This is a genomic window from Streptomyces sp. WMMB303 (assembly GCF_029351045.1).
Taxonomy (GTDB): domain Bacteria; phylum Actinomycetota; class Actinomycetes; order Streptomycetales; family Streptomycetaceae; genus Streptomyces.
Genome location: NZ_JARKIN010000001.1, coordinates 3,032,542 through 3,044,422 on the forward strand (window position 1 = coordinate 3,032,542; position 11,881 = coordinate 3,044,422).

Annotated in this window: 12 protein-coding genes; 9 read left to right on the forward strand and 3 right to left on the reverse strand. The window is 74.1% G+C overall.

Annotation, left to right across the window (positions count from 1 at the left end; genetic code table 11):
• Positions 1–116: 116 nt before the first annotated feature.
• Entirely contained in the window at positions 117–821 is a 705-nt protein-coding gene (locus tag P2424_RS13490; protein ID WP_276475997.1) for a copper homeostasis protein CutC, read from the reverse strand.
• 67 nt (positions 822–888) lie between these two features.
• On the opposite strand from P2424_RS13490, the gene P2424_RS13495 reads away from it, so the two are divergent.
• From P2424_RS13495 to P2424_RS13520, 6 genes are all read left to right on the forward strand, one after another.
• Positions 889–1,707 carry a hypothetical protein gene (locus P2424_RS13495; RefSeq protein WP_276475998.1) on the forward strand — a complete coding sequence of 273 codons (819 nt, stop codon included), beginning with the start codon at positions 889–891 and terminating at the stop codon, positions 1,705–1,707.
• 57 nt (positions 1,708–1,764) lie between these two features.
• On the forward strand, positions 1,765–2,043 hold the full coding sequence (locus P2424_RS13500; RefSeq protein ID WP_019355128.1) for a hypothetical protein: 279 nt from the start codon (positions 1,765–1,767) through the stop codon (positions 2,041–2,043).
• Positions 2,044–2,135: 92 nt separating this feature from the next.
• Positions 2,136–3,389 carry a Cmx/CmrA family chloramphenicol efflux MFS transporter gene (locus P2424_RS13505; RefSeq protein ID WP_276475999.1) on the forward strand — a complete coding sequence of 418 codons (1,254 nt, stop codon included), beginning with the start codon at positions 2,136–2,138 and terminating at the stop codon, positions 3,387–3,389.
• A 257-nt stretch (positions 3,390–3,646) separates the two neighbouring features.
• Complete coding sequence (locus tag P2424_RS13510; protein ID WP_276476000.1) at positions 3,647–4,189, forward strand: PadR family transcriptional regulator; 543 nt, start codon at positions 3,647–3,649, stop codon at positions 4,187–4,189.
• A 71-nt stretch (positions 4,190–4,260) separates the two neighbouring features.
• On the forward strand, positions 4,261–4,980 hold the full coding sequence (locus tag P2424_RS13515; protein ID WP_276476001.1) for an ABC transporter ATP-binding protein: 720 nt from the start codon (positions 4,261–4,263) through the stop codon (positions 4,978–4,980).
• A gap of 2 nt (positions 4,981–4,982) precedes the next feature.
• Complete coding sequence (locus P2424_RS13520) at positions 4,983–6,761, forward strand: FtsX-like permease family protein (RefSeq protein ID WP_276476002.1); 1,779 nt, start codon at positions 4,983–4,985, stop codon at positions 6,759–6,761.
• A gap of 129 nt (positions 6,762–6,890) precedes the next feature.
• Here the strand turns inward: P2424_RS13520 and P2424_RS13525 are convergent, their stop codons facing one another.
• Complete coding sequence (locus P2424_RS13525; protein WP_276476003.1) at positions 6,891–7,148, reverse strand: DUF4031 domain-containing protein; 258 nt, start codon at positions 7,146–7,148, stop codon at positions 6,891–6,893.
• A gap of 22 nt (positions 7,149–7,170) precedes the next feature.
• A complete protein-coding gene (locus P2424_RS13530) occupies positions 7,171–7,518 on the reverse strand; it encodes a hypothetical protein (protein WP_276478958.1) in 348 nt (115 codons plus the stop codon).
• A gap of 209 nt (positions 7,519–7,727) precedes the next feature.
• On the opposite strand from P2424_RS13530, the gene P2424_RS13535 reads away from it, so the two are divergent.
• The 3 genes from P2424_RS13535 (at position 7,728) to P2424_RS13545 (ending at position 11,779) form a co-directional block, all read left to right on the forward strand.
• On the forward strand, positions 7,728–8,741 hold the full coding sequence (locus tag P2424_RS13535) for a MurR/RpiR family transcriptional regulator (RefSeq protein ID WP_276476004.1): 1,014 nt from the start codon (positions 7,728–7,730) through the stop codon (positions 8,739–8,741).
• A 215-nt stretch (positions 8,742–8,956) separates the two neighbouring features.
• Positions 8,957–10,078: an N-acetylmuramic acid 6-phosphate etherase gene (gene murQ / locus P2424_RS13540; protein WP_276476005.1), complete on the forward strand. Its 1,122-nt coding sequence runs from the start codon at positions 8,957–8,959 to the stop codon at positions 10,076–10,078.
• A gap of 105 nt (positions 10,079–10,183) precedes the next feature.
• Complete coding sequence (locus tag P2424_RS13545; protein WP_276476006.1) at positions 10,184–11,779, forward strand: PTS transporter subunit EIIC; 1,596 nt, start codon at positions 10,184–10,186, stop codon at positions 11,777–11,779.
• Positions 11,780–11,881 lie beyond the last annotated feature (102 nt).

An 11,881-nucleotide genomic window follows, 5' to 3' on the forward strand; every position in this document is an offset into this window, starting at 1 on the left:
GCTGCGGGACCGGCACCGGGCAGCGACCTCACGGCGGCGGCCCGCCGACACGACGCCCGGCTCCGAGCGGTCCGACCACCGGCCGCGCCGCCTGCTGCCGCTCCGCCGCGGTGCCGTCAGTCCCGGTCGAGGGCCTGGCGCCAGGTGCGGACGGCGGCGGGGTCGACCGGGCCGGCCCAGCCGCGGGGGCGGGCGGCGCTGCCGATGTGGAAGGCGTCGATGCCGGCCCGGCGCAGTCCGGCGACGTGGTCGAGCGAGAGCCCGCCCCCGACCAGCAGCCGGGGCCCGTAGCCCGGCTCCTCCGCCGCGGTGCGGGCGGCTTCGGCACAGAGCGTCCGGAAGCCGTCGGTCACCCCGTCCGGGGAGCCGGCGGTGAGATAGGTGTCCAGGCCGGGCGTGTCGGCGAGCTGCTTGCGGAGGGCGTCGCGGTCGGCGGCGCGGTCGAGGGCGCGGTGGAAGGTCCACCGGCACCCCGGTACGGCGGCCGTGACGGCCTCGACGGCGCGCAGATCCGCCTGCCCCGCCTCGTCGAGGAAGCCGAGGACGAACTCCGCTGCGCCCGCCGCGCGCAGCGCCGCTCCGCGTGCGCACAGGTCCTCGATCCCGGCGTCGCCCCCGGCGCCGAAGCCGTCGGCGAGCCGCAGCATCACCCGGAGCGGGATGCCGACGGCGTCCCGGACGGCGGTGTAGGTCTCCAGGGACGGGGTGAGACCGTCGGCGGCCATGTCGGTGACCACCTCCAGGCGGTCCGCTCCCCCGACCTCCGCTGCGACAGCGTCTTCCGCGCTGAGCGCGACCACCTCGAGAATTGGTCTAGACATGCGCAACAGAGTGCCATACGGCGGAAGGCGCTGGAAGACGGCACTCCCCCGGGACCACAATTGCCCGATGTCGACGACAGAGCCCCCGCCCGCGTCCGGCCCACCGGGCGACGGGACGGCGCCCGAACCCGCGCACACCGCACGCCCGAACACGGCCCGTCCGGCCCCGGAGACGGCGCTCCCCGCCCCGGCGACGGCCCACCCGGAGCTGCTCGACCGCTGGAACGCGCTGCTGATCAGCGCCCGCGAAGGTGCCGACGGCCCCGACCCGGCGCCCTACGGCGAGGACCTGCTCGGCCGCTGGGCCGAACCCCACCGCCGCTACCACGGCCCGGCACACCTGCGCGCCGTGCTGGACCGCGTCGACGAGCTCGCCGCGCGCCTTCCCCCGGGGCGGGAGGCGGGCCCCGGGACCGGCACGGGCGCCGGCGCGGGCCCCGACCTCGTCGCCGTGCGGCTGGCCGCGTGGTTCCACGACGCCGTCTACCGGCCCGACCGCAGCGAGAACGAGGAGCGCAGCGCCCGCCTGGCCGAACGCGCGCTGCCCGAGGCCGGGGTATCGGCGGCCCGCACCGCCGAGGTCGCCCGCCTCGTCCGCCTCACGGTCACCCACGACCCCGCCGGAGACGACCTCAACGGTGAACTGCTCTGCGACGCGGACCTCGCCGTCCTGGCCGGCACCCCCGAGCAGTACGCGCACTACGCCGCCGAGATCCGCCAGGAGTACGCCTTCGTCCCCGACGCCGCCTTTCGCGAGGGCCGCTCCACCGTCCTGCGCCAACTCCTCGGCCTGCCCCACCTCTTCCGTACCGACTACGCGCGCGACCACTGGGAGCCCGCGGCCCGGCACAATCTGACGACGGAACTGGGACTGCTGGAGGCGTGACACGGGGAAGTCCCGACATCCCCGACATCCCCCGCCGCTACGAGGAGGAGCGCGCTCTTGGAAGAGGAGGAAGAGGAGACGGAGACGGTCTGCCGGGTCTGCGGATTCGACGGCCCGGTCGTCTGGGAGGGCGGCTGGCCCACGGAAGACATCTGCCCCTGCTGCGGCAACGAGTCCGACATCAGTGACAGCAGTGTCACCGGAGTACGCGTCTACCGCGGCTACTGGGTGGCCAACGGCGCTCCCTGGCGCGACGGGCTGGAGGAGCGCAGGCAGCGGGCCGCCGGCTGGGATCTGCTGCGGCAGATGGCGAACATCCCGCCGCAGTGGCGCTGAATCCGCCGCACCCGCGCCCCGGACCGGCCCCGGGACCGGCCCCGCCTCCCCGCTCCGGAATGCGCGGGCCAAGAGGCGGGGTTGAAGGTGTCATGCCTGACGAACTCGTAGAGGGCAGGTCCTCCGCCGCCCGTGTCCCGCCGGCCGTCCATGTGCTGGGCCTGTCCGTCTTCGCACTCGGGACCTCCGAGTTCATGCTCTCCGGAATCCTGCAACCGCTCGCCCGGGACCTGGACGTGTCGATCCCCCAGGCCGGGCTGCTGGTGTCGGCGTTCGCGGTGGGCATGGTCGTGGGCGCACCGGTGCTGGCTGCGGCGACGTTGAAGCTGCCACGCCGGACGACGCTGGTCGCACTGCTGGCCGCCTTCATGCTGGGGCAGGTCGCCGGCGCGCTCGCGCCGAGCTACGAGGTCCTCTTCGCCTCCCGGGTGGTCAGCGCGCTCGCCTGCGCCGGGTTCTGGGCGGTCGGCGCCGCGGTCGCGGTCTCACTGGTGCCGGAGAACGCGCGGGCCCGGGCCATGGCGATCATGGTGGGCGGGCTGAGCGTCGCCAACATCGCGGGCGTACCGGCCGGATCGTTCCTCGGCCAGCAGGCGGGCTGGCGCTCCGCGTTCTGGGCGGTCGCCGCGCTCTCGGCCGTCGGACTGGTCGGGGTGCTCGCGCTGGTGCCCCGCACCCCGGTGCCGACCGGCGCGGAAGCCCCCGATCTCCGGCGGGAGCTGCGGATCTACCGGGACAAGCAGGTCTGGCTGGCGCTGCTGACCATCGCGCTGAACGCGGGCGCCGTCTTCGCCGTCTTCTCCTATCTGGCACCGCTGCTCACCGACGTCGCCGGGCTGCCGGAGAGCTGGGTGCCCAGTGTGCTCGCGCTGTTCGGGCTCGGCGGTCTGATCGGAACGATCATCGGCGGGCGGATCGCGGACGCGCACCTGTTCGGCACGATGTACGGCGGCATCGCGGCATCGACCGCCGTGCTCGCGCTGCTGGCGCTGCTCGCCGAGTACCGCTGGGCCGTGATCGGGCTGGCCCTGCTGCTGGGCGTCACCGCGTTCACGACGGCGCCCGCGCTGAACGCCCGGATGTTCAACGCCGCCGACGCGGCGCCCACTCTGGCCGGGGCCACGACGACGGCCTCGTTCAACATCGGCAACACGGTCGGGCCCTGGCTGGGCGGCCTGGCCATCTCGGCGGGCTGGGGGTACCCGGCCGTGGCCTGGGTCGGCGCGGCCCTGGCGGCGGTCGCGGTGCTCGCGACGGCCGTCTCCGCGCGGGTGCACGCCCGCTCCCGGGTGGTCGCCGCGTCGTATCCGCGGGCGGAGAAGGAGCAGGCGCAGACGCGGGCCTGAGGCCGGGTCTTCACCTTCACAGCCCCGTCTGCCCGGCGCCGCCCGAGCACGCGCCCCCGAGCTCTTCGCGCAGGGGACACCGGCGGCCCCGCCTTCCGGGCGGGGCCGTCGGCTTTGCCGGGATCCTCGTCCGCGAGCGGAGCGACGTTGAGGAAGCGGCAGCTCCTCAACGTCGGGAGAGGGGTGGTGTCGGTTTGACGCGCCCATTGAATAACCGCTATCTATTGGGCTGCGCACCGGAAGGGGGAGGGCAGTTCGTGCAGGACGTGGTGCTGGCGCTGCTGGTTCCGGGGCCGTCGCACGGGTACGACCTGCGCGGCCGACTGCTGGCCGCGCTCGGGCCACTCGGCGGGACGCTCAACGCCGGGCAGGTCTACGTCACGCTCACCAGGCTCGAGAAGACAGGTCTGGTACTGCGGAAACCCGAGGACGTGTCCGAGCGCGGGCCGCGACGCAAGATGTACGCGCTGACCGAGGCCGGGCGGGAGCGGGTGGCCGAGTGGCTGGCCGAGCCGGCCGGACTCCGGGCGGACGTGGCGGAGTTCCATCTGAAGCTGGTGGCCGCCGCGGAGTCGGGCATGGCGGAACCGCTCGCACTCATCGAGGCCCGACGCCACGAGTTGAGGCGCGGCCTCGCCGAGGCCCAGCAGGCCGCTCTCACTCACGGCACGCACTCGGAGGCCGGACTGCTCCTGGAGGGCGTGACGCTCCGGCTGCAGGCCGACCTGCGCTGGCTGGAGGCGTGCGGACGGACCTGGTCCGCCCGTGCGCCCTACGGGAAAGGCGGGGGAAACGGATGACAGAACGCGGCGGCAGGCGGGGCGGAGGAGTGTCCCGGCGCGACGGCTCGGGGGAGGTGACAGCGGGTCCGATGCTGCGGGCAGTCGGGCTGTCCCGGGTCTACGGGCAGGGCGAAAGCGCGGTTGTGGCCGTCGACAGGGTCGATCTCGACATACCCGCCGGACAACTGCTGGCCGTGACCGGTCCCAGTGGCTGCGGCAAGTCGACGCTGCTGCACCTGCTGGGCGGCCTCGACCGGGCCGACGAGGGGGAGGTCTGGCTGGATGGACGGCGCATGGACGTGCTCGGCGAACGAGCGCTCGCCCGGCTACGGCGCCGCGCCGTCGGCTTCGTGCACCAGGACTGCCACCTGATGGATGAACTGACCGCCGCCGAGAACGTCGAGCTGCCCGCGCTGCTCGCCGGTGACTCGCCCCGGTACGCGCGCCGCCGCGCCGCCGCCCTTCTCGACCGGGTCGGGCTCGCCGAGCGGGACCGGCACCTGCCGTCCGAGCTGTCCGGCGGGCAGCGGCAACGGGTCGCCCTCGCCCGCGCCCTGGTCAACGAGCCGCTCGTGGTCTTCGCCGACGAGCCCACCGGGAACCTCGACACCGCCGCCACCCACGACGTCCTGCGCCTCTTCGCCGAGCTGCGAGCCGCCGGACAGACCCTGGTGCTCGTCACCCATGACGAACGCGTCGCCGCCATCGCGGACCGGATCGTCACCCTGCGCGACGGGGCGCCGGCCGAGAACACGTCGCTGACCGCGGGCGGCTCCGAGCTCAGCACGCTGCTGGGCTGGGAGGAGTGACCATGGGCCGTCTGCTGCTGATCTGGCGTCTCGTCGCACGCGACCTGCGGCACCGACCCGGCCAGGCTGTCATGTTCCTGCTCGCGATCACCGCCGCCACCGCGTCGCTCACCCTGGGAATGACCACCGACGAGGCCGTTTCCCGCGGATACATGAAGACCCGTGAGGCCACCGCGGGACCCGACATCACGGCCATCACCACCGCCCCGGACCCCTCCGCCCTGGCCGAGCGCATCGCGGACGCCCCCGGCGTGGAAGAGCTCGCCGACCCGGTCCCCGGGTTCTCCACCACGATCCACGCCCACGGGCGGACGGAGCACGCCGCAGTCGAGGGGCGCGAGCGCACGGCGTCCGCCGTGGACCGGCCGCTGGTGACCTCCGGCACGTGGGTACGCAGCGGCGGCGCGGTCATCGAACGCGGTTTCGCGCAGGCACTCGGTCTCCAGGTCGGAGATCGCGTCACCATCGGTGGTCGCCGGTACCCGGTCATCGGCACGGCCATCAGCGCAGCCACCGCCGTCTACCCGTGGGGCAACTGGGCCCAAGGCCCCGAACCGTCCCAGGGCGGCGGCCGGATCTGGCTCACCGCCGCTGATGCCCGCACAGCAGCCGACGGCGAGTCCGTCCTGTACCTGTTGAACATCAAGCTGTCCGACCCCGACGCGACGCGCGGTTGGGCAGAGACCGTCTTCACCGACGACCTCCGAGGCCAGGACTGGGTCAACACCCATCCTTGGCAGACCTTCCTCGACGGGGACACCCGGCTGCTGCGTTTCGCCCAACCCACTCTGGTCGTCGGCGGCGGTCTCCTCACCGCCGCCTCGCTGGTCACCCTCGCGTCGCTGGCCGCCATGCGCGCCCCCCGGGACCAGCGGCGCGCAGGCCTGTTCAAGGCGGTCGGCGCCACGCCCCGTACCGTGGCCGCGATGCTGCTCGCGCAGTATCTGTTCCTCACGGTGGTGGCCGCCGCCTTCGGGGTCGCTGCGGGATGTCTGACCGCGCCCGCGCTGGCCGACCCCAGTGCCGGGCTGCTCAACACGGCCGGCCCGCCGACGACCGGAGTCGTCGCGGCCGCGACCGTGCTCGCCCTGCTGGTGACTCTGCTCGGCACACTCGGGCCCGTGCTGCGCACCGTGCGCTCCAGCACCGTCGACACGCTCGCCGACCCCGCGCACCCGGCGGCGTACCGTCCTGGCCTCACGGCCCTGACCGCCTGTCTGCCCACGCCGCTCCTCATCGGCGTACGGCTGCTCGCACGCCGTCCCGGCCGCGCGGTCCTGAGCGCCGTCGGCACTGCCGCCACCACTGTCATGGTGACCGCGGTCCTCACCTTCCAGGTGTCGATCGAAGCGGACACCGCCCGGGGAGCATCCACCGTTCAGGAGATCCGCAACGCCGTGACCGACCAGGTCATGCTCGGCGTCACGGTGGCCCTCGTGGCACTTTCCGCGCTCAACACCGTCTTCGTCAGCTGGAGCGCCGCGGTGCAGGCACGGCGCGCCCTGGCCGTCACGCGCACGCTCGGCGCCACCCCCGGCCAGGTCGTCGCGGCGCTCTGCTTCGCGCAACTGCTGCCCGCCGTGGGCGCGATCGTGGTCGGGATGCTGTTCGGGATCGGCCTGTTCGCGCTCTTCAGCACGGTCGTGGTGGCGCCCCCGGTCAGCTGGCTCGCGACCGCGGCCCCGGCCGTGCTGCTCGCCGTGGCGACACTGACCGCTCTGCCCGCCTGGCTCCATACCCGCACCCCCGCCGGTCGCATGCTCGACGCCGGATCTGCCTGACCGGCCCTCCCTGCCGGAGCCGACAGGCGCCCTCGTCCGCACGGCCGGCCGCGGGGCGGCGGCTGCGAACCGGCAATCCGTGCCCGCGGGTGGCGGCCGGAGCGCGGCGCCGTCCTCGACGCCCGCGGATCAGCGCTTGCGTCGCCGGAGGCCGGCGGCCGTGAGCCGCTGGAGCAGTTCCTTGGAGCCGACGGGGACGGCTCCGGCGTCCACGGCGGTCTCGTACAGCGTCGAGGGCACGTCGTAGTGGTCGCGGTCGAAGGCGCGCGGCGGGCATCCGATGCCCGCCGCGAACGCGTGCAGTTCCTCGTACGAGAGATCGCTGACCACGTGCGACCACATCCGGCCGTGCCCCGGCCAGGTCGGCGGGTCGATGTAGACGGTCACCGGCAGGGCCCCGCGCCCGCGCTCACAGCTTGCTGCCCAGCGAGCCCACCCGGGCCACCACCGTGGACGTGGCGGCGCACACCCAGTGCGGCTCCTCGCCCAGTTCGGGTTCGACGTCGAGCGCGTGCGGGTCGGAGCCGACGCACACCGGGCAGACGGGCCAGCGCCCGTACCGTTCGAGCAGCGCGTCCTGCACGTCCTGGGCCACCAGGCCGTCCACGAACGCCGCGCCCTCCGGCCACTCGCCGACCCACCAGCGGCGGTGCGAGACCGCCTCCTCGACCAGCGAGACGATGTCGGCGCGCGCGACGTCGCTCGCCTCCAGGTCGGCGAGAATCAGCGCGCGGGCCGCGTGCAGCGACTGCTCCAGCGGGTCCTGGCGACGGTCGCCCGGCGGGGGCTCCTCGCGGGCCGCATCGGGGGAAGCGCCGCCGGGCGCTCCCTCTTCCGGGGGTCCCGAGTCGGATGCGGGTTCCTTCGGTTCCATACCTCCATTGCACCACTGCACGCGCCGAGGGATCACACGTTCGTGCCGCGTCGAGCATTGACTGGGTGTCGATATGAAAATATCTTCCGTCTGTGAGCAGTGACCTGAAGGAAAATTTCGCCTTCCGTCCGGGGCGCCGGCCGACCGGGCCCGGCACCCAGCCCCCGGCCCCCCGGTCAGCGGGCGACGCCGGCAGCAGCACCCCCTCCCGACCCGCCAACCGTCCGGGACCCACAGCCCTCGCGGCCAAGGTCCGCACGATGGCGCCCTCGATGACACGCTCCATGCAGCGGGTCGCCGAGGCGGTCGCCCACGACCCGGCGGGGTGCGCCCAGCTCACCGTCACCGGGCTGGCCGAGCGCACCGGCACCAGCGAGGCCACCGTCGTCCGCACCTCCCGGCTGCTGGGCTATCCCGGCTACCGCGACCTGCGCCTCGCCCTCGCGGGGCTCGCGGCGCAGCAGGAGTCCGGCGCGGCCCCCGCCGTCACGGCGGACATCGTCGTCGACGATCCGATCGCCGACGTCGTCGCCAAGCTGGCGCTGGACGAACAGCAGACCCTCGCCGACACCGCGGCGGCGCTGGACGTCGCACAGGTCGAGGCGGCCGTCGCGGCGATGGCGGCGGCCCGGCGTATCGACGTGTACGGCGTCGGCGCCTCGGGGCTGGTCAGCCAGGACCTGGCGCAGAAGCTGCTGCGCATCGGGATGGTGGCGCACAGCCACGTCGACCCCCATCTGGCCGTCACCAACGCCGTCCAGATGCGAGCGGGCGACGTCGCGCTGGCCATCACCCATTCGGGGCGGACGGTGGACGTCATCGAGCCGCTGCGGGTCGCCTTCGACCAGGGGGCGACGACCATCGCGATCACCGGCCGGCCGGACGGCGAGGTGGCCCAGTACGCCGACCACGTACTGACCACCTCGACGGCCCGCGAGAGCGAGCTGCGCCCGGCGGCGATGTCCAGCAGGACGAGCCAGCTCCTCGTCGTGGACTGCCTGTTCATAGGGGTCGCGCAGCGTACGTACGAGACGGCGGCGCCCGCGCTCTCCGCCTCCTACGAAGCGCTGGCGCACCGCCACTCCCCCCGGCAGCGCACCCGCTGACGCCCCCGGTCGGCCCGACCCGGCCGACCGGTCCACGGGCCCCACGGCACGTCCGCCGCGCAGCACCGTTCCGGCTGCGCAACCGCCGGGCCCGCACCGTCGGCAGCCCGCTGCCGACGGCACCCGCCGACCGCCGACCAGCGGGCCCACCGGCCGCACCCACCGCTCCGCGGCCGCCCGGGCCCGCCGCCCGAGCCACAGAAAGCCGCTCCCCGATGACCACCTCGCAGTCACAGACCGCCGCGTCCAGGACCGCCGACTCGAACCGCACCACCGGCACGGCCGGCTCCGCCCCTCCGGCGGGCTCCGGGACCGGCCGCTCGCACCACGACGAGCTGCGCCGGCAGTTGGGCACCCTCACCACCGAGGCGTTCCGCAGCGAGCTGGCGGAGATCGACCAACTGCCCACGCTGGAGATCGCCAAGATCATGAACGGCGAGGACAGCACCGTCCCCACCGCCGTCGCGGCGCAGCTCCCCGTGATCGCCGAGGCGATCGACGGCATCGCCGAGCGGATGGCGCGCGGCGGCCGCCTCCTCTACGCGGGTGCCGGCACGGCCGGGCGGATGGGGGTGCTGGACGCCAGTGAGTGCCCACCGACCTTCAACACGGCTCCGGGGCAGGTCACCGGCCTGATCGCGGGCGGCCCCGGCGCACTGGTGAACTCGGTCGAGGGCGCCGAGGACAGCGCAGAGGCCGCGGCGGACGAACTGGCGGCGCTGGGGGTGACGGCGGACGACACCGTGGTCGGGATCTCCGCCTCCGGCCGCACGCCCTTCGCCGTCGGCGCCGTCGAGTACGCGCGCTCCCGCGGAGCGCTCACCGTCGGGCTGGCCTGCAACGCGGACTCGGCGCTCGGCGCGGCCGCCGAGCACGGTATCGAGGTCGTCGTCGGACCCGAGCTGCTGACCGGCTCCACCCGGCTCAAGGCCGGTACGGCGCAGAAGCTCGTGCTCAACATGCTCTCCACCCTCACGATGATCCGGCTCGGCAAGACCTACGGAAACCTGATGGTGGACCTGCGCGCCTCGAACGAGAAGCTGCGGGCACGCTCCCGGCGCATCGTCGAGCTGGCGACCGGAGCTCCGGACGAGGAGATCGAGGCGGCGCTGACGGCCACCGACGGCGAGGTCAAGGCGGCGATCCTCACCATCCTCGGCGGCGTTCCGGCCCCGGCCGCGGAACGGCTGCTCAGTTCCTCACACGGACATCTGCGCGCCGCGCTCCGGTCCGCCACCGCCGGACACGGCGACGGCACCCGGACCGACAACGGCACCGGCACCGGCACCGGGGACCCCACCGGCGCGGCCCCCGGCCCCGACCCGAACGCGGGGTAGCGGCGCGCCCCGGCCGCCGCCCCCGACCGCACCACACCGACCGCACGAGCAGAGCACCACTCGACCGAACGACCATGGCACCACTCGAAGAAGAGCGACCGCACCATGAGCACACACAGCACCCGCAGCACCCCTGAGGACAATCCCGGCAGACAGCTCGCCGAGGCGATCCTCCCCCTGGTGGGAGGCGCCGCGAACGTCACCTCCGTCAGCCACTGCATGACCCGGATGCGGCTCGGCCTGGCCGATCGCTCCCTCGTCCAGGACGGGCCCCTCAGGGCGCTCCCGGGCGTCATGGGCGTGGTGGAGGACGACACGTACCAGATCGTGCTCGGCCCGGGCAAAGTCGCCCGGATCACACCGGAGTTCGAGGCACTCGTGCAGGCGGCACCGGACCGGGCGACGGCCCGGGAACCCGCTTCGGCGGGCGCCGCCGGCAAGACGGCCGCTGACCTGGCGGCCGAGGGCGCCGCGCTCCGCGCGGCCCGCAAGGAGAAGAACGCGACTCCGGTGAAGCTGATGCTGCGCCGTATCGCCAACATCTTCGTCCCGCTCATCCCGGCACTGATCGGCTGCGGCATCGTCGCCGGACTCAACGGGCTGTTCACCAACGCGGGCTGGCTCCCGGCGCTCACCCCCGCACTGGCGGCGATCGCCAGCGGCTTCATGTCACTGATCGCCGTGTTCGTCGGGCTGAACACCGCACGGGAGTTCGGCGGGACGCCGGTGCTGGGCGGCGCCGCCGCGGCCGTCATCGTCTTCCCCGGGGTGGCGGACGTCTCGGCGTTCGGCCAGAAGCTGGCCCCGGGCCAGGGCGGCGTGCTGGGCGCGCTGTTCGCGGCGCTGCTGGCGGTGTACGTGGAGAAGGGATGTCGCCGCATCGTGCCGCCCGCCGTCGACGTGCTGGTCACGCCGACGGTGACGGTGCTGGTCGCCGGGCTGGTCACGCTGTTCGGACTGATGTACGTATGCGGCGAGATCGCCACCGGGATCGGACATCTGGCCGACTGGCTGCTCCAGCACGGCGGGGCCGTGGCCGGATTCGTGCTGGGCGGGCTGTTCCTGCCGCTGGTGATGCTGGGCCTGCACCAAGCGCTCATCCCCATCCACACGACGCTGATCGAGCAGAGCGGCTACACCGTGCTGCTGCCCATCCTCGCGATGGCCGGCGCCGGTCAGGTCGGCGCCGCGATCGCCATCTACCTGCGGCTGCACCGCAACACCTCGATCCGCAGCACCATCCGCTCGGCCCTCCCCGCGGGGTTCCTGGGCGTGGGGGAACCGCTGATCTACGGGGTCTCGCTGCCACTGGGCCGCCCCTTCATCACGGCGTGCGTGGGCGGGGCCTTCGGCGGCGGGGTGGTGGGCCTCTTCTACCAGTTGGGCACCTCGGTCGGCTCCACCGCGATCGGCCCCTCCGGCTGGGCGCTCTTCCCCCTCCTCAAGGGCAACCAGGGCCTGGGCGGCATCGCCCTGATCTACGCGCTCGGGCTGGCCGCCGGCTATCTGGTCGGCTTCGTGGCCACCTACTTCTTCGGGTTCAGCAAGCAGATGCTGACCGAGCTGAACGCGCCCGCGGAGGCCGAAGCGCCCGCCGCCGAGGGCGGGCACTCGCCCGAACCCCCACCGGCGGGCGCCCCGGACCCCGGCCCGGACCCGGGTCCGGCCCCCGCACCCGCGGGCGGCGGCTCGCTCGTCTGACGGAACGCCCGGACCACCCCCGCCGCCGGACCCCGCGGGCGGCGGGGGACGCCACCCCGTCTCCCACCCCCGCGGCGGCGGGCACCGGACACGCACCCGGCA

Excerpts from the sequence above, each read along its gene's own strand:
- P2424_RS13495 (WP_276475998.1), top strand. The coding sequence starts at position 889 with ATGTCGACGACAGAGCCCCCGCCCGCGTCCGGCCCACCGGGCGACGGG.
- P2424_RS13545 (WP_276476006.1), top strand. The coding sequence starts at position 10,184 with ATGAGCACACACAGCACCCGCAGCACCCCTGAGGACAATCCCGGCAGA.
- P2424_RS13505 (WP_276475999.1), top strand. The coding sequence starts at position 2,136 with ATGCCTGACGAACTCGTAGAGGGCAGGTCCTCCGCCGCCCGTGTCCCG.
- P2424_RS13515 (WP_276476001.1), top strand. The coding sequence starts at position 4,261 with ATGCTGCGGGCAGTCGGGCTGTCCCGGGTCTACGGGCAGGGCGAAAGC.
- murQ (WP_276476005.1), top strand. The coding sequence starts at position 8,957 with ATGACCACCTCGCAGTCACAGACCGCCGCGTCCAGGACCGCCGACTCG.
- P2424_RS13520 (WP_276476002.1), top strand. The coding sequence starts at position 4,983 with ATGGGCCGTCTGCTGCTGATCTGGCGTCTCGTCGCACGCGACCTGCGG.
- P2424_RS13490 (WP_276475997.1), bottom strand. The coding sequence starts at position 821 with ATGTCTAGACCAATTCTCGAGGTGGTCGCGCTCAGCGCGGAAGACGCT.